This window comes from Flavobacterium sp. UMI-01, assembly GCF_019656315.1.
GTDB lineage: Bacteria > Bacteroidota > Bacteroidia > Flavobacteriales > Flavobacteriaceae > Flavobacterium.
Window position 1 is genome coordinate 349140 of the sequence record NZ_BPLU01000008.1, and the last position, 19952, is coordinate 369091.

The window sequence follows — 19952 nt, forward strand, 5'->3', positions numbered from 1 at the left end:
AGATAATTCCATATTTTTAACTTTTAATTTTAAGTAAAAAAAAGCCTGTTATGTTAGTTAAAGTTTTTGGAAGTGCCGTTTTTGGTGTTGAAGCCACCTCAATAACAGTTGAAGTCAATATTGATCAAGGAATTGGATACCATTTAGTAGGGTTGCCAGATAATGCAATCAAAGAAAGTAGTTATCGCATAGCAGCAGCACTTAAAAACAATGGATATTACCTGCCGGGCAAAAAGATTATAATCAATATGGCACCAGCAGATTTACGCAAAGAAGGTTCGGCTTATGATTTAACACTGGCTATTGGGATTTTGGTGGCCTCAGGACAAATCAAAGCCACCGACGTAGATCGTTACATCATAATGGGTGAAATGTCGCTTGATGGTAGCTTGCAACCCATCAAAGGGGCTTTACCAATCGCCATTAAAGCAAAAGAGGAAGGCTTTAAAGGCTTCTTTTTACCTAAACAAAACGTCAAAGAAGCGGCAATTGTAGCTGGTTTAGATGTGTATGGTGTTGAAAATGTGGTTGAAGTTATTAACTTTTTTGAAGGTAAAGGCACATTGGAACCCACAAAAATTGATACTCGAGCAGAATTTTATAAAAGTTTGGATTTTCCAGAATTTGATTTTTCTGATGTAAAAGGACAGGAATCCATCAAAAGATGTATGGAAATCGCTGCGGCAGGAGGTCATAACATTATATTGATTGGCCCCCCAGGAGCGGGAAAAACAATGCTTGCTAAACGCTTACCTAGTATTTTACCGCCCATGACTTTGCGTGAGGCACTCGAAACAACTAAAATTCATAGTGTGGCTGGAAAGCTTAAAGAAGTAGGATTAATGAATCAACGACCATTTAGAAGTCCACATCATACCATTTCGAATGTGGCGTTAGTAGGAGGAGGAAGCTATCCTCAACCAGGAGAAATCTCGATGGCTCATAATGGTGTATTATTTTTAGACGAGTTACCCGAATTCAAACGGGATGTACTCGAAGTAATGCGTCAACCGCTGGAAGACCGAGAAGTAACCATTTCAAGAGCCAAGTTTACCGTTACTTATCCCTCTTCATTCATGTTAGTTGCTAGTATGAACCCGAGTCCGAGTGGTTTTTTTAATGATCCCGATGCGCCACAAACTTCTTCACCTCATGAAATGCAACGGTATATGAGTAAAATTTCTGGACCGTTATTGGATCGAATTGACATTCATATAGAAGTTACTCCCGTACCATTTGAAAAATTATCAGATGACCAAAAGGCAGAATCTAGTACCGAAATTCGGAAACGCGTTACTGCTGCTAGAGAGCTGCAATCAGTGCGTTTTCAGGAAATGGAAAATGTACATTACAATGCTCAGATGAATACGAAGTTGATTAGAGCGTTTTGCGCTTTGGACGAAACCTCGAAACAATTATTAAAAACAGCCATGGAACGCCTTAATCTTTCTGCCCGAGCTTATGACCGAATTTTGAAAGTAGCAAGAACAATTGCAGATTTAGAAGCTTCTCCCGCCATAGGTCCAGCACACATATCCGAAGCGATTCAATATCGAAGTTTGGATAGAGAAGGGTGGTTAGGTTAAATTTTGAAGTATCTATAACAACCTAGTTGCTTCGCCAGTTTCGAGTAAAGCGCTAGGGCAATGATTAAAAATGGAGTAAGTGCCTGAATTTGAATAGAAATAAAGTTGAGTAGATATTTCTACTGCGGAATTTGAATTCAACTAATGTAATTCCAAATATTTTTCTTTTTGGTTAATTCGAGATAAATGTTTTTGATGATAGCGTTTTCAGGCTTTTCTAGTGGGGTATCTGCTGCAAGGATGCGTTGTGCATAGTTGCGTGCGAAGCCTAATATTTCTTTATCCTTAACGATATCCGCAATTTGAAGATTCAAAACGCCACTTTGTTGGGTTCCCATCAGGTCTCCTGGACCTCGCAGTTTTAAATCAACTTCAGCAATTTCAAAACCATCATTGGTGTTCACCATGGTTTCCATACGGATTTTACTTTCGGTACTCAGTTTGTGTCCTGTCATCAAGATGCAATAACTTTGTTCAGCACCACGTCCTACTCGGCCTCGCAACTGGTGTAACTGCGAAAGTCCAAAACGTTCTGCACTTTCAATAATCATTACGCTGGCATTAGGAACATTGACACCTACTTCAATCACCGTTGTTGCTACCATAATATTGGTTTTACCTTCCGCAAAACGTTTCATTTCAGCTTCTTTATCAGCAGGTTTCATTTTTCCATGAATAATCGATATGGCGTATTGAGGTAACGGAAAATCACGCGAGATACTTTCATAACCATCCATCAAATCCTTATAATCCATTTTCTCCGACTCTTGAATTAAGGGATATACTATATAAATTTGACGTCCTTTGGCAATCTCGTCCCGTAAAAACTTCCATACTTTTAAGCGATTACTGTCAAATCGATGAACGGTTTGAATAGGTTTTCGTCCAGGGGGTAATTCATCTATAACAGAAATATCCAAATCACCATACAAACTCATAGCCAGCGTTCGAGGGATAGGGGTAGCTGTCATCACCAAAATATGGGGCGGAATGACATTTTTTTTCCATAACTTAGAACGTTGTTCGACCCCAAAGCGGTGTTGCTCATCAATAATAGCCAATCCCAAATTTTGAAATTGTACCTTATCTTCTAACAAAGCATGTGTGCCAATCAAGATGTGCAAACTGCCATTTTCAAGTTCTTCGTGAATAATTTTTCTATCTGCAGTTTTAGTTGAACCTGTTAGCAGTTTTATATTTAAATTCAGTTTGTTAGCTAATTCTGATAGTCCTAAAAAATGTTGGTTAGCCAAGATTTCTGTTGGCGCCATTAAACAGGCCTGAAATCCATTGTCTAAAGCCAGCAAAATGCTCATAAAGGCCACTATGGTTTTACCCGAACCTACATCACCTTGTAGCAAACGATTCATTTGGGCGTTGCTTCCCATATCAATACGAATTTCCTTAATCACTCTTTTTTGAGCTGTTGTCAGTTCAAAAGGCAAATGATTTTGATAAAACTCAGTGAACAAATGACCTACTTTGGCAAAAGGATGTCCTTTGATTTTATGTTTCTGAATGAGATTTTTAAGGATTAACTGAATCTGAATGTAGAATAGTTCTTCAAATTTTAAACGAAATTGGGCTTTCGCCAAAGCGTTATTGCTCTTAGGAAAATGAATGTTAAACAATGCTTCACGTTTCGAAATCAACTTTAAGTCTTGAATGAGATAATCTGGTAATGTCTCTGAAAATAAAGCTTGAGTTTCCACAAAAAGCTGTTGCATCATTTTATTCATCACCCGATTGGTAATGCCTCGATTCCCTAATTTTTCAGTCGAAGGATACACAGGCTGCATGGCCGAACGCAAACTTTGCTGATGCTCGGCTAGTAACTCAATTTCAGGATGTGCCATGCTAAACTGTCCGTTAAAAACAGTGCATTTTCCAAAAATCACCATCATTTCATTGAGTTTCAATGATTCCTTAATCCATTTTTGTCCTTGAAACCAAACCAATTCCATTTGCCCCGTATCGTCCACAAAATGGGCTACTAAACGCTTTTTGTTTTTACCAAATTCAACTGTTTTGATATGAATGACTTTTCCAATGATTTGTACTTCAGTAGTGGTATTATGAAGTTCGTTAATTTTATAATACCGGGTGCGGTCAATGTACCGATTAGGATATAAATTAATCAAATCACCATATTGGTGAATTCCTAATTCCTTTCTTAAAAGTTCGCCTCTACTAGGACCAACACCTTTGAGGTATTCGATAGGAGTGAGGAGGAGGTTTGACATTTGAAATAAGAAGTTATAAGAAGTTAGAAGTTCAGTTATTCGATAATTGGGTGATAAGCTTATAATTTGAAAAACGAAGATAGTTTTTTACTGGTAATTTTAAAAATGAAAACTTTTTTGATTTTGTTGAGAAGTATGGCGGTTCAAAGATGTATTTATTAGAAAGAAACGATATTTTTGAAAAATATTATCCTCTAAATAAAGCTATTGCCCTTTTTAAATTGCAATCCACCATGACAAAAATATACACAGTACTCTTTCTTTTTCTTTTTACTATTGGCTTTTCCCAAACCTCTAAAACAAAAACAGCTGCTATCAAAGAACTATTGGAGCTTACGGGTTCAGCAAAGATAGGCGTGCAACTAGGGCAAACGATTCTAACCAACTTTAAAAAAAGCCAACCTAATGTGCCGGAAGAATTTTGGAATGAAGCACAAAAGGAATTTAATGCTGAAAATTTGATTGAATTACTCATCCCAATTTATGAATCTAACTATACTGAAAGTGAAATCAACGGACTGATTGCTTTTTACCAAAGTACTTTAGGGAAAAAAGTAATAGCAACCATGCCTAACATCATGAATGAATCTATGGAAGCGGGAAGAAAATGGGGAATGCAGATTTCTTTTAAAATTTACCAACAACTAAAAGACAAAAAACTTATAATAGAAGAAAAAAAATAAACTGAAATTTAGCTTCGCTAAAAATTTGAATTTCGGACTTGTTATATAATTTTAGAAAAACACCAATAATGACTACACATCTCGCTTTACTTCGTGGCATCAATGTTTCAGGACATAACATGATTAAAATGGAGGCTTTGAAAACTTGTTTGGAAGCCATTGGATTTCAAAACGTGGTTACTTACATCCAGTCAGGAAATGTTTTTGTAGATGCTGACGAGGACAATCCTGCCAAAGTAGGTTTTACCATTAGACAGGAAATTTTCAAAGTTTTTGGGCATGAAGTACCAGTCATTGTCATTAATCAATCGGATTTGAAAGCCTGTTTGACTAATAACCCTTTTTTGAAAGAAAAAGAATTAGATACCAAAAAGTTGTATGTCGCTTTTGTATCTGCTAATTTACGTCCAGAAAGCATTAATGATTTAAAAATAAGTCAATTCAAACCCGATGAAGCCCGAATTGATAATAATAGAATCTTTATTAAATATGCTATAGGGGCAGGAAAAACACGATTAGACCAAAAATATATTGAGAAAAAATTGAATGTTACGGCTACCATACGTAATTGGAATACCGTAACACAATTGCTTAAAATGTATGATGAACGTCACTAATTTATTTTTCGACTAAATCGCAATACCAAAATCCGTAATCATAAGCAGTATCATCAGTATCACAAGCTGTATTGGAAGGTTTTGATGCTTTAGGCTTTTCGTATTTTCGATAAACGATTTCACCAATATCAAAAGCTATGGGTTCTGAAAAAATAGGACCATCAAAAGTAAAAGTGTGAAACTCTCCATTTTCGCCACAAACATCTACATTTTCAGGTAAATCTTTGATAAAATCCTCGTCTATGATTCGGCCTACAAAACGTTCATCAAGGTATTTTTCATTCACACAGACCACTATGGTTTTGAATCCTAAAGCAATAAATTCATGAATTAATTGGGTGGTTGGGATTTTCCAAATAGGAAAAACACCTGTAAAACCCATTGTAGCTAGCTTGTCTTCACGGTATTTGCGTAAATCTTCTAAAAAAATATCTCCAAAAACCGAATGGGTAATCCCTTGCTTTTTGAGTTTGTCTAAGGTTTCGCTCATCACCTTTTCATACACTTCCATCGTAGGCATTTCGGGGATTTTCATGATTTCGAGTGGCAATCCAATACTCTTGGCTTGTCGTTGTAATAAGGTTTCTCGAACACCGTGCATAGAAATGCGCTGGTATTGTTGATTGACACTTGTGAGTAAACAACTTATTTCGAATTCAGGGTCTTGTAAAATCTTGTACAAAGCTAAAGCAGAATCTTTTCCGCTACTCCAGTTAAATAAGGCTTTCTTTTTCAATGAAATTTAGGGTATTGTTTAAGAGGTAAACTTACAAAATATGTTGCGAAATCTTCACAAAAGCTTTTGTAACTTTGGATTTTCAGAAAACATACACTCCCATGAGATATCTATTTCTTTTTCTTTCCTATGTCGCTTTTGGCCAACAAATTGCATCGGTTGATTTTACAAAATCCTGTGGTAAATTGGTTTTAAATACAAAAAAAAAATCCATTTCGGGAAAAGTGGTGTATCAGTTTAAAGTTATTAAACCGCTCGATACCATTGCCATTGATGCTCAAAAAATGCATTTTGAAAACGTCCTTGTTAATGGCAAAAAAGTCACCTTTATAAATACTGACAAGCAACTGCAATTGATAGCACCCTTTAAAAAAGGCACCTATCAATTACAATTGGACTACAAAGCTTTTCCAAAACAGGCATTGTATTTTGTGGGGAATTTTGATGAAACAGGAAATTCGAAAATACCTTCCCAAATTTGGACACAGGGGCAGGGGAGATTCACCAGTAATTGGTTCCCTAGTTTTGATGATGTCAACGAAAAGCTTGTTTTTAACCTTGAAATTGCTTTTGACACTGATTATCAAGTAATTTCTAATGGGGTTTTGAAATCAAAAAAACAGGAAAACAACACTGTAGTTTGGCATTACAAAATGAACCAACCTATGAGTTCCTATTTATTGATGTTAGCTATAGGTAAATACGAAGTGTATCATAGTAAATCAGCAACCGGAATTCCGTTGGAAATGTACCTGGAAAAAAATGAGGTTGCAAAGTTTGAAACAACTTATCGCGATTCTAAGCAGATTTTTGATTTTTTGGAGAAAAAAATAGGCGTAGGTTATCCTTGGAAAATCTACCGTCAAGTTCCAGTGCGTGATTTTTTATATGCGGGTATGGAAAATACATCTTCGACTATTTTTTCGAGTCGGTATGTTGTGGACTCCATTGGTTTTGAAGACCGAAGTTATACCAATGTCAATGCGCATGAATTAGCACACCAATGGTTTGGAAATATAATAACGGCTCAAAGTGGAAAACACCATTGGTTACAGGAGGGTTTTGCAACTTATTATGCGCTATTGGCTGAAAAAGAATTAAAAGGGGATGATTATTTTTATGGAAAAATGCACGAATACGGACAGCAATTAAAATATGCTTCTCGTACGGATACTATTCCGGTGTTGCATCCCAAGGCGAGTTCGTTAAGTTTTTATCAAAAAGGAGCTTGGGCTTTATTTGTTTTACAAAATGAAATTGGTGAAAAAGCTTTTGATAAAGCAGTGCAATCCTTCTTGAAAAAACACCAATACAAGTCGGTTACAACAGTTGATTTTTTTGAAGAAATCAAAAAAGTAGCTGATTATGATTTGGATGCTTTTAGTAAAGTATGGCTTGAAGATTATCGATTTAACACCAATAAAGCCAATGAATTATTGGTAAAGAATAAAATGATGCAACTACTTTTTGAAGTAGAAGCAATGAAACAAAAAACATTAAAAGAAAAAGAGGTGTTTTTTAAAAATATCCTTGCGGATTCTGATACATCTTTTTGGGTTAAAAAAGCCATAATTACCCAATTGAAGTTGGAAAAATGGGAAGACAAAAAGCCTTTGTTTCAAACTGCAATGGCAACGCAAAATGTTGCTTTGCGCCAACAAATAGCAGTCTCTCTCTCTAAAATTCCAACCGATTTTCAATCAGAATACGAAACATTGTTAAACGACAGATCCTATCAAACGCAAGAAATAGCACTGTACTATTTGTGGAAAAATTTTCCCGAAAAACGTTTTGAATACCTCAATCAATCTAAGAATTGGATTGGGTTTAACGATTACAATTTGCGCACCTTATGGCTGTCTTTAGCGTTATCCACTCCAAATTATATAAGCAACAAAGAACCTTTGATTGAAGAATTAATACACTATTCAAGTCCCGAATACGAGGCCATTACTAGAGAAAATGCATTGGAAAAATTAATAGGTTTTAAAATCATTAATGATAATGTCTTGATTAATTTAGTAAAAGCAACCACACATCATATGTGGCAATTTTCAAAATTTGGTCGAGACAACATACGAAAAATGCTCAAAGAAGCTGATATGAAATCCTCCTTTGAGCATATTTTACCCCAATTAAACGAAGCAGAACAATTTCAACTGAAACGTTTACTGAATGAACTTAATTAAAATAATTCGCTTACTTCGTCCTTGATAAAAGCAATAGCAGTATTACTAGGGGCTGATTTTTCCAGTAATTCTTTCAAAATGGACTCTCTTAAACCATTGGCATCTTCTACATTGTCTTTTTTAGGATTGACAAGAATCATTTGGATAGTAGCGTTTTTTGCCGTCAAAATAATTGCCCAACATTTGGCTGAAATATAGATTTGCTGCGCCAAATTATGTTCAAATTCCTGTTCGATTTGAGCTATAAGATAATCTTGATACGCTTTTTTGTCGGTCGCTATGGGAGGGACGCGAACTAATAATTGTGCAGGGTTTATGCGCTCCATCAACAAAGTCATACGCTCATACGCTTGTAAACGTAAAGGCATAATGGCAGGTTTGGTTTCTTTTTGCAACAACCATTTTCGGGTATGCTGTTGGTCTTTAAAATAAGAATCAAAAAGATAATAGGCCACTCCACCCGTAATTAATGATGGAAGAGTATAAGAGAAAAGTTGTATTAATTGAGTTGAATCCATGTTTGCTTTAAATTTGTGTCACAAAAATATGTTTTTTTGGAGAGATTAAAAGAGAGGAATTCAATTTTGGAATGTTATTTTTGCCAAGTTATTGATCTCAAATCACCATTATGGAAATTTACATCTATGTTTTATTGTGTGTAGCGGCTTTTGCAGCGGGTTTTATAGATGCTGTTGTAGGCGGTGGCGGATTAGTACAAACTCCTGTGGGATTGATTTTACTACCTAATTTACCCGTTTCAACGGTAATTGGCACCTTAAAAATCCCCGCTTTTAGTGGAACTTTTTTTGCAGCGATTCAGTATTTGAAAAAAGTAACCATGAATTGGCGTTTATTGTTTTTGATGATGTTAATAGCTATCCCTTCAGCATTTGCAGGCTCTACACTTTTAACCTATATGAGCAATGATTTTATGAAACCTTTGTTGTTGTTTATTTTATCATTATTGGCCATATATACTTATGCTAAGAAAAATTTTGGGCAACATATTGCGAAAAACTTGTCGAAGAGAACCCAAATCATCAATGCCATCCTCATTAGTTTCATCGTGGGATTTTATGATGGTTTTATAGGCCCAGGGACAGGTAGTTTTTTTGTAGTGGCCTTCATTGCTTTGATGGGGTTTGATTTTTTACATGCTTCTGCTAATGCCAAAATGGTTAATCTAGCGACTAATTTTGGTTCCATAGTATTGTTTATGCTTAAGGGAAAAATCATTTGGTTGATTGCTATTCCTATGGCAGTCAGCAATGCCCTTGGTGGTTGGGCAGGAGCAAAGTTGGCAATTAATAAAGGAAATAGTTTTATTCGGGTCTTCTTTTTAATTGTAGTGGTTGGTACTTTGATTCGGTTTGCGTATGATGTATTTTGGAAAAAATGATTCCCTAAAACAGTTGTTTTATACTGCTTTTATCCTTTTCCTTTAAGAAAATACAATCCAATGAATGGTCCTATCGCCAATATCGTAAAAAGATAGTTTTGATTACTCGAATTAAGAAAATAACTAAGCAATTGAATGCTTACAATTGTAATGAAAAAACCAATACAATTAACGAGTGTAACTACCGACCCTTTAATATCTGGAGGGGCTTTTTGAGCAATTAATGTCGAAAAAAGAGGAGAATCAGCAATAACGACAAAAGACCAAAAAAATAAAAAAGCCAAAAACCATTTTGAAGAATCCATTTGTAAAAAAAGGGGAGAAATAACACAACAGGTAGCTGACAAGAATAAAATAATTTGAGATAATTTTTTAGTTCCAATATAGTGAGACAAATGACCACTTATAGCACAAGCCAGACTACCACTCGCTATAACTAAAAAACTTAATAAAGAAGTCGCATTTATAATTGTAGAATGAATTGAATTGTAATTATGAATCATAACAGGTACAAAGGTCCAAAAGGCATACAACTCCCACATATGACCAAAGTAACCCACAGCAGCAGCGGATAATTCTTTATTTTGAAAAGCTGAAAAAATGGCTTTTACTTGAAAACTAGTACTCTTTGTTCGGTAAGGACCATCTGGCACCCATGCATACACTAAAAACCCGCCTACACAGGCCAAAAAAGATGTGATAAATACCACATACTGCCAAGTAAAATGAAAACTAAAACTTTTTAGCAAATGAGGGAAAGCGGTTCCTAAGACTAAGGCTCCAACCAAATAACCTAATGATTTTCCTAATTCTTCTTTGTAATAATCAGCTGCAATTTTGATTCCAACGGGATAAATACCTGCAAGAAAAAAACCAGTCAAAAATCGACAGGTCAATACTAAAGTAGGTGTTAGATAGGGAAGGGTGATCCCCAAATTAAAAAAAGCTCCAACAAAAGCACTGATAAGAAAAACCAAAGAGGGGGAGTACCGGTCAGCAATAGACAAGATGGCAAAACACAAAGTCCCCGTGATGAAACCGAGCTGAATAGTACTTGTACTATGAGCCAAAAAAGCATCTGTAACACCTAGTTTAAGAATCAAGTCAGGTAAAATAGCGTTTCCTGCAAACCAAAGAGAGGTACACAGAAATTGCCCCAGGATAATAAGGAATAGTATTTTTTTCATCAAATAGAAACAGTTCTAATTTTTATATAATTGTCAAATAGAATCCAACGGCTTTGTGCTTGAAAAAATTATACGAGCAATGCTTGAAAAAATTATACGAGCAATGAATTTAATGGACGTAGAAATGATTTATCCTGACAATGAATATTATTTTAACTAGTTCCTGTCTAGTTATATTGAATACAAGACAATTATAAAGAAGTAAAAATAAAAACTGCCAGAACTAAATACTTTTTTGATTTAATTCTGGCTAGTTTGCTTTATTTAAATTGTTTTCGGATTACATGATTAATCGCACACCACCTAATTCTGATACTCGGTAAGAAAAACGATCTCCAGGAGAACCAATAAACATGAAGTTTTTAGGAATATTCCATTCGGTAGATAATTTATCAATGATTTCAGGCCCAAAAACACCTTCTAATTCAATAAACTCGATGTCAATTTCGGGATAAGCACGGTCCAAAACTTTAAGATCTGAAATCAATAATTCATTGTTTTCGTTATCTTTATTGATATTGACAATTTTTAATTTCTTCGTCGATTCGTTGTTTTGAACATATTGCATTACCTTATTGATTATAGCCACATCATCCCCTTTGGTAAAAAACACAAACTCTTGCGATTTTATTTTTAGATTCATTTTCAACAAATAACGGTTACTGAAGATAACCATTTTTCGCAGAGGTTTGTAGAAATATTCTAATGCTTCGATTAATACTTTTATCAAAAACGAACGATTCAACATTATTGCTACAAAACCAAAAGCAGGTATAAAATATTCAATGAAAGTGTAAAACGAACTAACATTGAGTTTTATATTTCCAATAAATGCTGTAATAATCAAAGAAACTGCTAAAACAACGGCAGCTCCTTTGGCTTTTTCAGGACGAGGAAGTTTTTTTCGTTTAAATTTCAACAATAAATTTCCTATTCCAAACAAGCCCATTACAGCCAAAAATGAAAAGGTATAAACACCTGCTAAAGCCACAATATCACCTTTGGTAACTAATAAAACTGAAATACATAAAATTAAAAAACTTATGATGATTCGGTAATTAGAACCTCTTTTGTTTTGTTTTAAAAAGTAATTTGGCAAAATTCGGTCTAATGTCATACGATTTAACAATCCTGATACACCTACAAAAGATGTTAAAACAGCACCACATAAAACCAATACGGCATCAATTGAAATTAAATAAGCTAGCCATGAACCTCCAGTAGTAGCCCCCAGATGTGCTAAAAGTGATTCTTGATGATCCCCCACATGAGCCAAAGGGATAATACAAATAAGTAATAGTGCAATAACAGGGTTGAAAAAGCTTACGATTGCCCACATATTGCGAAGGGTTTTAGGGAAAACTCCCTGTTCTTGTTCTTCCACAAAATTAGCAGAACTCTCAAAACCAGATATCCCTAGCATTGCAGCAGAGAAGCCTAAAAATAAGGCATTAGCAATACCACCTGAAGTGATAGGAAGGTTCCAATTCATATTAAAAATATCCAAACCGTGCATCGATATAAACCATACCGAAGCTAAAACTAACAAGGTTAGAGTCGTAAGATGGGTAATAAAAATAATTACTGCAACGATAGCAGACTCTCCAATACCTAAAATCGCTAAACCAGTAAATAAAAGTAAAATAACAATAGTTGAAATAGTGATATTGATTTCAGGTGCAATGTTATGTAAATAATGCATTCCTTCTGAGGCTGATATAACTGCAGTAGCCATATACGATAATACAGTCAAAGTAGCTGCAATGGAAGCCAATCTTTTAGAAGAGGTATTTAAAAGTACATTGTAGGCTCCACCATTTAATGGCAAAGCACCAACAACTTCACCATATATTTTTCGGAATAAAAACAATACAACCGCTACCAATAACAAAGAAATCCATGCATATTGACCCGCATACATAATGGTTAACGCTGACACATACAAACAAGACGAGCTAATATCATTACCACAAATTGCAGTGGCTTGTAATTCATTTAACTTAGTGTGTAATTCTTTTTTCATTATTTCATAATAAAGATGTGGAGCCTGCAAGGTAATAGTTTGCAAATTATTTCCAAATTTAAATAATGAAAAAGTTCAGAAACTTAACATCTAGGCAATTTACATCGCATAACATCTAAATCCTTGAATTTGAGTAGGGGGTATCGCTAATACTCTTTTTATATTTTTGTAGTGACTGAATTGCTTTTTCATGAATTTTTTGCTGCATATAACCTGTCCATCCAAATAAAAATCCTTTGCAACCCAATGCCTGACGAGACCATTTCCAAATATCAAAATCATCCGTTTGCTTGATTATCAAACCCTCTTTAAAATGAAAATGAGTTGTTATGTGATTTACTATGGTTTTGTTACTTGGTTTAAAAGTATAGCTAGCAATCCATTGTGCGGTCCCAAGATAAGCGTCACTTTTACTGTTGACTATTTCAATTTTAATATTTTCTTTGTTGTTTTCTAACAGCATAGACCACATAGCCGTTACATCTTTGCCTGTTAATAATCCAAAAATGGGATCTCTAAATTTAATATTGGTATCATAACAGCTCACAACAGATAGTACATCAGCTTTTGATAATCCATTAAAAAATTGGTGAATTATAGGTTCGTTTGTTGTCATTTGGGGTAAATGTATGTAGATAAAATTACTCTTTTTTTTCAATTAAAAAAGAACTAAACTAATTTTTATTACTACTTAGATGACAATTATTAGAGTTAATGCTGTTTTTGCAAATGATACAGTAGCGCCATCATGGAAGGAAAAACAGCATCGGCAAGCGTAAATCTTGGATCATCAGGGTTTTCAGGAATAACAAAAGTTTTCATAGAAGCGGCTTTGGCAGCAATCATACCAGTAACGCTATCTTCTAAAACAATGCAATCAGCAACTGCAGCTTGTAATTTTTGAATTACTCTCAAATATACCGCTGGGTGTGGTTTTCCATAAGCTTCATCATCAGCGCTATTAATTACTTCAAAATAGGGAGCTATAGAAAGCTTTTCAAAAACAGCGTTGATAATTGGCATGCTTGAAGAGGTTGCCAACGCAATTGTATAATTATTTTGTTTCAAAAAATCCAAAAGTTCATAAAGTCCCAACTTAGCAGAACCTTTGGCGTGAATAAGCCGCACAACAGATTCGATGATTTTATTTTCTAAAATTTTAGGATTTATTTTTAATCCAAATAAATCACACCATTTTTGAGCAACATCATCAATGCGTTTGCCCATAGTATGTTTGATACAATCTTCAATGGTAATTGAAATATTTTGTTCCGCAAGAACTTTTATTTGGGCTTCACGCCACAACGGTTCAGAATCAATGATAACGCCGTCCATGTCAAATATGAATATGTTTCTTTTCAAAATAGCTATATTAAGTTTCTACAAAGCTAATGATACTTCGTTAAACAAAAAATTAAAAGAAAAATCAACGTAAAACCACTATTTCGGGGTTAATTATATTGAACTATAATTTATAGTATGAAAAATAATGTAAGTTCGAAGTTTTTATTATATTTGCCATAGATTTATTTCGAATAAGAGGCGAGGTATTGCAGTACCGTTTGAGCCTCTTTTTTTTGTTTATAATTTTACCAATTTTCTTTAATTCGCCCTCTATTGCTATAATTCGGGAACGGGTCTATAAAATCATTTTTTTCATAATAACAAAGTACTTTTCTGGACCTTCTTACGTAGATTAGAATAAAATCCCATTCAATAGACTGTTTTTGTAACCATTGGGTGTAACTGTATATACTATGAACATATTCAGTAAATAGCCTTTTTTGACCGTTTAAATATACTGTTACGCTGTAATCATTTTTCTTTTTAAATTCTATATCCATAATCTAAAAGGGGTAAGAGATAAAAAAAAATAACCAAGGAAATAGGGGTAAGAGATAAAAAAAAAATAGCATACCCAAATTAATGAGCATACTATTTATATAGTGTTTTATTGTTTTCATGATATTTGATTTATTTCAAACAAGAGGGTTTGCAGACCCTTTATCTCATTTCGAAGTTTACGCAAATATACATATTTTTTAATCTTATGTTAAAAATCTTTTCATTTGTATTGTACAATTTGTTAGACCGTCATTTTCTGTATGGTCATCAATTTTTTTACATATAACAAAAATACTATAACTATTTTCATTAGTATATCTTATATACGTGGGCGGGTCTGTATCAGTATTTTGTATAACTATTGGGTGTCTTAAACCAAAAATAGGCTGATTACATGTAATTTTAACTATACCAGTGAAAACCTTTTCAAATGTAAATGTTAAGTCATTTGGTTTTTTAAATTCCTCAACTATTACAGTGTCATTAGCTCCCTGTCTAAATGCAATAATTATTTCCTCATAGTTGGGTTTGTTTAAATCAAATATTTGTTGCAATAAATCTGAAACAATAATATTTGTTATTTGATTGGGTTGGTTAGCTTGTGCAATGAAATCAATCCCTTGTTGTATTTCTAAAATTTTACTATTTAATGACATATATTTTTAATTAAAAAGTTCGTTAAACTCATTTGAAAATATTCCTGTAAGTGGTTCTTTAGGAATATTAAAATTATAATCTGAATTCTCAACATTATACTCATTATCTTTAATTAGGAAATGAATGTTTGAAAATTCAAATAAATACTTTTCAATTGCCTTAAAAGGAAAGTCTTTTAGGCGATCACCTTTTATTGGAACTCCTTTGATAATTAAACCGCATATTAAATGCTTTTCAGTTATCGAAAACGAAAAATTGTAATTTGTTCCAATCTCAGTAACAGAGATTGGAACATAATTTAAAAGTTTTTTTTCGTTTACATACAGTACAAAATTTTGTTCTACCATACTTTATTATATTGTTTGTAATAATTTTTTAATTCTGACAATTCTTTACTGTCTAGGAGCTTGTTTACATCATCCTTAAGGTTTCGCCTTTTGGTGTAAACCTCGTAGTATAAACGCTCTACTAAGTGATAGTTACGTACCTGATATTTTAAAATACGCAATACTTCAGCATCATTTTCAGTCCATCCCCTTGGATTAAGAAAGTCGTACCAATGACCAGCATCGCTATATTTAACCCCTAAGTGGTGCGCTAAGTCTGCGGCTGCATTTTGTACGCCTTTGTCAAGGGTTATTTGATTTGCGTTTTGAGTTCTAACAATAGGGTTGACATTATCTACTAACTGATTTTCGCCTTTTATCTCTTCATTTTGAAGTTTATTTAGTTGTATCTGGTCTTTGAGATATCTATAAACTAAAGGAAGAACCAACAAAATTGCTAAAACAAAAAACCAATTAGTTTTGAGCCAATTAAAAAAACCATTCATTTGTGAATGGTTTCTTTTGTTATATCTAACGCCTTGCATATCTGCCCGATTTTTGTTTTTTAGCTATAAAAAAGCCAATTCCAAAACCTACCGCCACTAAAGCGATTTTACCAACTGGTGAGTTTAACACCTCTTTAATTTTTTCCATTATTTAAAAGAATTTAATATTTATACTTATTGTTTTTTAGATTGAAATAGTAAGCACAGAGTAAAAAAAAACCACTAGCGGGATAAACCACTTTAAAGCCTTTTTTTGGTTGATATCTGCATCAAAGTCAAAACCATTTTTTGTAAAATAGCTACTAAAAAAGTTTTCTATTTCGGACTTTGTGATTTTACCGTCTTTGTTAATATCAAAAATCGGATTTTGTTTTGCAATTAACGAAGCTGTTAAGCTTGATGTTTGCAATACGTAATTGCTTGACTGGTTCAGAGCCTTTGGGAAGAAAACAGCAAAGTAAACATCCATAAAGGAATTAAGACTTTTACCAGTTGTTTTTTTAACTTCTTTAAAATACTCTAAAACTAAATCTAATTGCTTTTCAAAGCTCATTTTTGCAATATCTGTAAGAACGTATTTTTTGCCGTTTATAGTCTTATAACCTACTCCCGCTTTATCCCTTGTAAACTGGATTAAACCGACCGAACCGATGGAATTAACTTTTGAGGGTGAAAACGTTTTTGCAGTTTCGAAATAGATTACAGCCAGTAACCAATTTGGATTAATCTGTAATTTTGTTGCAACCTCAATAATTTTTAATTGTTTCGATTCGGATAGGTGTTTTTTAAAGACTTCGCTTATAATATTACTCATTGTCTTGATTTTTGTTATCAAGCTTCAAAGCTTCTATTTCATCAAGTGCAAATTGTAAAACTTTGACACCTACGGCAATTAAAGCACCATATTTGATAACTAACTTTAATACAGTGGTGATACTATTGATTGTTTTCATTTTCTTGAATTTTTGAAGTTATAATTTCAGTTTCTTTTTTTTGCCTTTGCTTTTCTTTAATTAAATCCGCTATTTCATGGAGAACTAACGGAAGTAATTTTAAAGAATATTTAAGCAGTAAGCGAAACATTAGAAACCTCTTTTTTGGTTTCCATTGTTCCCAAAACCTCTACCACCTTGGTTTTTTGTAACCTTGGTAATGGTTACCCATTCGTGAACACCTTCTTTGTTAGATGGTGATGTGGTAACCTTAAATAATTGGTTACCTACTTCGAAGTAACCTTTTGGGTATCCAGTACCCTTTTTATCTTTTAAACCGACAACAACCTGCGGATTTCCAAATCTATCGTTTTGAGCCATTTTTTAATTTATTAAGTTGATTATTAATGTTTTAATTTCGTTAAACCTTTTTAAGATTAAGACAATCGTATCTATTATGAAAATGATTAAATAGATACGATTTTGTATTTTATCGCCTTTTATCACCTCGTAACATTAGGCGAAGAACTAAACCAAGTCCAAGAACAGCCAATAAAACTTTCCACCAATGAATTTTTAACCATTCGTTAAAAGTTTGATTTGCAATGTTTGCGCCCGCTTTTGCTAAACCAGTTTGTAAATCCTTGTTTATATTTTCGGTTGCTGTCTCGACAACATTTTGCGTAATTTGCCCGCCTATTGAACCAATAGCTAAACCAATTTTACCGCCTACTGCTTGCGTGTTCAAGGCTTGAACTTGACGGCTATATTCTGCTTTGTCCATTGCTTCACGGATTAATTGTTTTTGTTTTTCGGCTTCAATTGCGTTATTTTCTGCAATTTGTTTATCATATTCGGCTTGAGCTCTGTTTTGTTCCTCAATCGCTTTTTTTTCTGCTTTTTTTGCTTCTACTGAATCAATTAAACCCCTTGAAATGCCCGTAGGGTCGAAACTTGAAGCAAGCTTAATTGCATTGTTAAAGCTGATTTTTTTTGACACCTTTTTGATGCCCGCACCAATTTTTTTAAAGAATCCCATAATATTAATTTTAAGTAGTTAATATTATTTTGTTGGCATTTGGTAACGGATGTAGTCAGACTCATCAATACGCAAAGAGAAGTCTAGCCTAACACCTGGTTCTTTTCTGATGTTTACATTTACAATTTGTTTCAAAGGAAAAACAATGCGGTTTGCTTGTGAAACTTTGATAACAGAACCCTCTATGTAATTTGCTGAGTCAATTGTACGACTCATAACTTTTAACTCAAATGGTGACATTTTTGTGACGCTACCGTTTTCGTGTGTGAATGAAATTTCAGTAATAGAGCCGTCAGTTTGTAAACTTCCTAAATCATACCCTTTTACATCAAAATCTCTACTTACATCTTCTGAACCCATACTTTTACGCTCATACATGATAATCGTATTAGTTGGATAGAATCCCTCTAAACCATGTAACTCATAGTTTTTTGTACCGTCTAAGTTTCTTAACTTGAATTTAATAGTTTCGGACTCCTGCAAAACAATATAACCGCCGTCCTTTGTAAGGTCGATGTTTGCAATGGTTAAAAGTGTACCATCACTTTGTATGATATCTTCTGCGAAAGTTCCTAAAGAAACTAAATCTTTAAGAAGTATCTCTTTTGCGATATCAATGTTTTTGCCCGCTTTTTCAACCCAAATGCTGATAACCTCAGTAGTTAAATTGTGGTGCGCTAATGCAGAACCTAAGATTAAAGCAGTAATTCCCTTATTTAAAGGGATTTCCGGACTTTCAGTTTGGTTTTCTGAACTTTGCCAAATTTTCATATACTTAAATTTTGTTAATATTAATACTGAAACAAAATTTGGTATAAAAAAAAGCCTTATTTAAGGCTTTTCTATTATTGATACGATTTGATACGATTTGATACTATTTAACATTTAAAATACTGTAAAAAGTGTTTATAAAGAACGGCACGTAAATTGTATGTTGTCTTTATATCATTATAGTAACGTTTGGCAGTAGCTTCGGAAACGATTAAAAGACATTCTATATCTTTGTAAGATAATTTTTGTAACTCGGTGTAATTATTGGTGTCAGCCATTGCATTAGGGTTTTTAGATAGGAGGGGGGCAACCCTCCTATTTTTTTAATAAAAATATCATTAACTCACTTATTGTTTTTTGGGACTTAAATAACCCAGCTTTTAACACTATCAGGAAAAGCAATAATAATATTGTAATGCTCCTAAATGGGAAAAAACAAAGATGTTTGAATAGGTGTAAAATTTTCATTTTTTATTGGTTTTAAAGGTTCTAAAATTTCAGGATTGTGTTTTGATAAAAATTGATTGCAGGAATCATTTATAAATGTTATTTCACACCAGTTTTTACATATTCCTGCATGATTTGTTCTATTGTCATTTTTATGCCTTTCATTGTCAAAAAAAGAACAATTTTGACACTCATTTTGATATTTTTTCATATTACTTAAATTAACATATTTGATAAAAATAGCCGACTATCATAGGTCGGCTTTTGCGAAAATGCTAAACGACTTTTTTAAGCTTAAAAAGTTCACCATTTAGGGTTTGAATTCTCATAGTCAAATGAAGCATTTCTAAGCCCTTATTTTCGGTTTTTCGTACTCCTGCCATAATTTCAAAACGTTGTTCCATTAAGCAGATTAATTCACTTTGTTTTTCGATAATTTGTTGTTGATTCATAATATTTGATTTGGGATTTATTCACGTTGTTTTTAAGCCAGGAATTTAACTGAAGAATAATGTTTTCACGTTATTTCGTTAAGCCTGGAAAAAAGATCAGTAAAGTTTTTAACGTCATTTTTCAGCGTTCGAAATTTTTCCTTTTCTTTTTCTAATTCAACTCTTAATTGAATATTTGCTTTTTTAATCTTAAGATAATTAACTACACAATGTTCTACAGCTTTAGAGTTAGTATTTACAATTAACTCTTTTTTTACTTCATTAACCGCATTTTCAAAATCAGGGCTAATGTTTCTTAAATCTATATTCATATA

Annotated in this window: 24 protein-coding genes; 5 read left to right on the forward strand and 19 right to left on the reverse strand. The window is 33.5% G+C overall.

Annotation, left to right across the window (positions count from 1 at the left end; all coding sequences use genetic code 11):
- The first annotated feature begins 50 nt into the window (after positions 1 to 50).
- Positions 51 to 1586 (forward strand): YifB family Mg chelatase-like AAA ATPase, encoded by a 1536-nt coding sequence (locus K5R64_RS06060; protein ID WP_220761823.1) that lies wholly within the window; start codon positions 51 to 53, stop codon positions 1584 to 1586.
- 137 nt (positions 1587 to 1723) lie between these two features.
- On the opposite strand, the gene recG is transcribed toward K5R64_RS06060, so the two are convergent.
- Entirely contained in the window at positions 1724 to 3829 is a 2106-nt protein-coding gene (gene recG / locus K5R64_RS06065; protein WP_220761825.1) for an ATP-dependent DNA helicase RecG, read from the reverse strand.
- Positions 3830 to 4062: 233 nt separating this feature from the next.
- On the opposite strand from recG, the gene K5R64_RS06070 reads away from it, so the two are divergent.
- Both K5R64_RS06070 and K5R64_RS06075 read left to right on the forward strand, forming a co-directional pair.
- A complete protein-coding gene (locus K5R64_RS06070; protein ID WP_220761826.1) occupies positions 4063 to 4512 on the forward strand; it encodes a DUF2059 domain-containing protein in 450 nt (149 codons plus the stop codon).
- A 68-nt stretch (positions 4513 to 4580) separates the two neighbouring features.
- Positions 4581 to 5129: a DUF1697 domain-containing protein gene (locus K5R64_RS06075; RefSeq protein ID WP_220761827.1), complete on the forward strand. Its 549-nt coding sequence runs from the start codon at positions 4581 to 4583 to the stop codon at positions 5127 to 5129.
- 1 nt (position 5130) lies between these two features.
- Here K5R64_RS06075 and K5R64_RS06080 read toward each other — a convergent pair whose 3' ends face one another.
- Positions 5131 to 5865 (reverse strand): diphthine--ammonia ligase, encoded by a 735-nt coding sequence (locus K5R64_RS06080; protein WP_220761828.1) that lies wholly within the window; start codon positions 5863 to 5865, stop codon positions 5131 to 5133.
- A 101-nt stretch (positions 5866 to 5966) separates the two neighbouring features.
- Between K5R64_RS06080 and K5R64_RS06085 the strand changes: the two genes are divergently transcribed.
- On the forward strand, positions 5967 to 8054 hold the full coding sequence (locus K5R64_RS06085) for a M1 family metallopeptidase (protein ID WP_220761829.1): 2088 nt from the start codon (positions 5967 to 5969) through the stop codon (positions 8052 to 8054).
- On the opposite strand, the gene K5R64_RS06090 is transcribed toward K5R64_RS06085, so the two are convergent.
- A complete protein-coding gene (locus K5R64_RS06090) occupies positions 8051 to 8572 on the reverse strand; it encodes a hypothetical protein (protein ID WP_220761830.1) in 522 nt (173 codons plus the stop codon). The two genes, K5R64_RS06085 and K5R64_RS06090, sit on opposite strands and share 4 nt — an antisense overlap.
- Positions 8573 to 8682: 110 nt before the next feature.
- Here K5R64_RS06090 and K5R64_RS06095 point away from each other — a divergent pair, with 110 nt between their 5' ends.
- Positions 8683 to 9453 carry a TSUP family transporter gene (locus tag K5R64_RS06095; protein WP_220761831.1) on the forward strand — a complete coding sequence of 257 codons (771 nt, stop codon included), beginning with the start codon at positions 8683 to 8685 and terminating at the stop codon, positions 9451 to 9453.
- Positions 9454 to 9482: 29 nt separating this feature from the next.
- Here K5R64_RS06095 and K5R64_RS06100 read toward each other — a convergent pair whose 3' ends face one another.
- The 16 genes from K5R64_RS06100 to K5R64_RS06170 form a co-directional block, all read right to left on the reverse strand.
- Positions 9483 to 10640: an MFS transporter gene (locus tag K5R64_RS06100; RefSeq protein WP_220761832.1), complete on the reverse strand. Its 1158-nt coding sequence runs from the start codon at positions 10638 to 10640 to the stop codon at positions 9483 to 9485.
- A gap of 280 nt (positions 10641 to 10920) precedes the next feature.
- Positions 10921 to 12663: an APC family permease gene (locus K5R64_RS06105; protein WP_220761833.1), complete on the reverse strand. Its 1743-nt coding sequence runs from the start codon at positions 12661 to 12663 to the stop codon at positions 10921 to 10923.
- 115 nt (positions 12664 to 12778) lie between these two features.
- Complete coding sequence (locus tag K5R64_RS06110; RefSeq protein ID WP_220761834.1) at positions 12779 to 13279, reverse strand: nuclear transport factor 2 family protein; 501 nt, start codon at positions 13277 to 13279, stop codon at positions 12779 to 12781.
- Positions 13280 to 13374: 95 nt separating this feature from the next.
- Positions 13375 to 14025, reverse strand: coding sequence for a hexitol phosphatase HxpB (gene hxpB, locus K5R64_RS06115; RefSeq protein WP_220761835.1), 651 nt, complete (start codon positions 14023 to 14025; stop codon positions 13375 to 13377).
- Positions 14026 to 14711: 686 nt separating this feature from the next.
- A complete protein-coding gene (locus K5R64_RS06120) occupies positions 14712 to 15164 on the reverse strand; it encodes a hypothetical protein (protein WP_220761836.1) in 453 nt (150 codons plus the stop codon).
- Between the two features lie 6 nt (positions 15165 to 15170).
- Positions 15171 to 15512, reverse strand: a complete 342-nt coding sequence (locus tag K5R64_RS06125) for a hypothetical protein (protein ID WP_220761837.1) — start codon at positions 15510 to 15512, stop codon at positions 15171 to 15173.
- Positions 15506 to 15997, reverse strand: coding sequence for a hypothetical protein (locus tag K5R64_RS06130; protein WP_220761838.1), 492 nt, complete (start codon positions 15995 to 15997; stop codon positions 15506 to 15508). The genes K5R64_RS06125 and K5R64_RS06130 overlap by 7 nt, the downstream gene beginning before the upstream one ends.
- Positions 15998 to 16022: 25 nt before the next feature.
- Positions 16023 to 16145 (reverse strand): hypothetical protein, encoded by a 123-nt coding sequence (locus K5R64_RS17155; protein ID WP_255580312.1) that lies wholly within the window; start codon positions 16143 to 16145, stop codon positions 16023 to 16025.
- A 36-nt stretch (positions 16146 to 16181) separates the two neighbouring features.
- Positions 16182 to 16811 (reverse strand): lytic transglycosylase domain-containing protein, encoded by a 630-nt coding sequence (locus K5R64_RS06135; protein WP_220761839.1) that lies wholly within the window; start codon positions 16809 to 16811, stop codon positions 16182 to 16184.
- Positions 16804 to 16950 (reverse strand): hypothetical protein, encoded by a 147-nt coding sequence (locus tag K5R64_RS06140; protein WP_220761841.1) that lies wholly within the window; start codon positions 16948 to 16950, stop codon positions 16804 to 16806. Before K5R64_RS06140 ends, K5R64_RS06135 begins: the two co-directional genes overlap by 8 nt.
- Before the next feature lie 129 nt (positions 16951 to 17079).
- On the reverse strand, positions 17080 to 17310 hold the full coding sequence (locus K5R64_RS06145) for a hypothetical protein (RefSeq protein ID WP_220761843.1): 231 nt from the start codon (positions 17308 to 17310) through the stop codon (positions 17080 to 17082).
- Positions 17311 to 17419: 109 nt separating this feature from the next.
- Positions 17420 to 17968 carry a hypothetical protein gene (locus K5R64_RS06150; protein ID WP_220761845.1) on the reverse strand — a complete coding sequence of 183 codons (549 nt, stop codon included), beginning with the start codon at positions 17966 to 17968 and terminating at the stop codon, positions 17420 to 17422.
- Positions 17969 to 17992: 24 nt separating this feature from the next.
- Complete coding sequence (locus K5R64_RS06155; RefSeq protein ID WP_220761847.1) at positions 17993 to 18739, reverse strand: hypothetical protein; 747 nt, start codon at positions 18737 to 18739, stop codon at positions 17993 to 17995.
- Between the two features lie 421 nt (positions 18740 to 19160).
- Positions 19161 to 19397, reverse strand: coding sequence for a hypothetical protein (locus K5R64_RS06160; protein ID WP_220761849.1), 237 nt, complete (start codon positions 19395 to 19397; stop codon positions 19161 to 19163).
- A 64-nt stretch (positions 19398 to 19461) separates the two neighbouring features.
- A complete protein-coding gene (locus K5R64_RS06165) occupies positions 19462 to 19638 on the reverse strand; it encodes a hypothetical protein (protein WP_220761851.1) in 177 nt (58 codons plus the stop codon).
- 65 nt (positions 19639 to 19703) lie between these two features.
- A complete protein-coding gene (locus tag K5R64_RS06170) occupies positions 19704 to 19949 on the reverse strand; it encodes a hypothetical protein (RefSeq protein ID WP_220761853.1) in 246 nt (81 codons plus the stop codon).
- Positions 19950 to 19952: the final 3 nt, after the last annotated feature.

Coding starts and splice junctions, on each gene's coding strand:
- K5R64_RS06060 (WP_220761823.1), top strand. CDS start 51: ATGTTAGTTAAAGTTTTTGGAAGTGCCGTTTTTGGTGTTGAAGCCACC.
- recG (WP_220761825.1), bottom strand. CDS start 3,829: ATGTCAAACCTCCTCCTCACTCCTATCGAATACCTCAAAGGTGTTGGT.
- K5R64_RS06070 (WP_220761826.1), top strand. CDS start 4,063: ATGACAAAAATATACACAGTACTCTTTCTTTTTCTTTTTACTATTGGC.
- K5R64_RS06075 (WP_220761827.1), top strand. CDS start 4,581: ATGACTACACATCTCGCTTTACTTCGTGGCATCAATGTTTCAGGACAT.
- K5R64_RS06085 (WP_220761829.1), top strand. CDS start 5,967: ATGAGATATCTATTTCTTTTTCTTTCCTATGTCGCTTTTGGCCAACAA.
- K5R64_RS06090 (WP_220761830.1), bottom strand. CDS start 8,572: ATGGATTCAACTCAATTAATACAACTTTTCTCTTATACTCTTCCATCA.
- K5R64_RS06095 (WP_220761831.1), top strand. CDS start 8,683: ATGGAAATTTACATCTATGTTTTATTGTGTGTAGCGGCTTTTGCAGCG.
- K5R64_RS06100 (WP_220761832.1), bottom strand. CDS start 10,640: ATGAAAAAAATACTATTCCTTATTATCCTGGGGCAATTTCTGTGTACC.
- K5R64_RS06105 (WP_220761833.1), bottom strand. CDS start 12,663: ATGAAAAAAGAATTACACACTAAGTTAAATGAATTACAAGCCACTGCA.
- K5R64_RS06110 (WP_220761834.1), bottom strand. CDS start 13,279: ATGACAACAAACGAACCTATAATTCACCAATTTTTTAATGGATTATCA.
- K5R64_RS06120 (WP_220761836.1), bottom strand. CDS start 15,164: ATGTCATTAAATAGTAAAATTTTAGAAATACAACAAGGGATTGATTTC.
- K5R64_RS06125 (WP_220761837.1), bottom strand. CDS start 15,512: ATGGTAGAACAAAATTTTGTACTGTATGTAAACGAAAAAAAACTTTTA.
- K5R64_RS06130 (WP_220761838.1), bottom strand. CDS start 15,997: ATGAATGGTTTTTTTAATTGGCTCAAAACTAATTGGTTTTTTGTTTTA.
- K5R64_RS17155 (WP_255580312.1), bottom strand. CDS start 16,145: ATGGAAAAAATTAAAGAGGTGTTAAACTCACCAGTTGGTAAAATCGCT.
- K5R64_RS06135 (WP_220761839.1), bottom strand. CDS start 16,811: ATGAGTAATATTATAAGCGAAGTCTTTAAAAAACACCTATCCGAATCG.
- K5R64_RS06140 (WP_220761841.1), bottom strand. CDS start 16,950: ATGAAAACAATCAATAGTATCACCACTGTATTAAAGTTAGTTATCAAA.
- K5R64_RS06145 (WP_220761843.1), bottom strand. CDS start 17,310: ATGGCTCAAAACGATAGATTTGGAAATCCGCAGGTTGTTGTCGGTTTA.
- K5R64_RS06150 (WP_220761845.1), bottom strand. CDS start 17,968: ATGGGATTCTTTAAAAAAATTGGTGCGGGCATCAAAAAGGTGTCAAAA.
- K5R64_RS06155 (WP_220761847.1), bottom strand. CDS start 18,739: ATGAAAATTTGGCAAAGTTCAGAAAACCAAACTGAAAGTCCGGAAATC.
- K5R64_RS06160 (WP_220761849.1), bottom strand. CDS start 19,397: ATGAAAAAATATCAAAATGAGTGTCAAAATTGTTCTTTTTTTGACAAT.
- K5R64_RS06165 (WP_220761851.1), bottom strand. CDS start 19,638: ATGAATCAACAACAAATTATCGAAAAACAAAGTGAATTAATCTGCTTA.
- K5R64_RS06170 (WP_220761853.1), bottom strand. CDS start 19,949: ATGAATATAGATTTAAGAAACATTAGCCCTGATTTTGAAAATGCGGTT.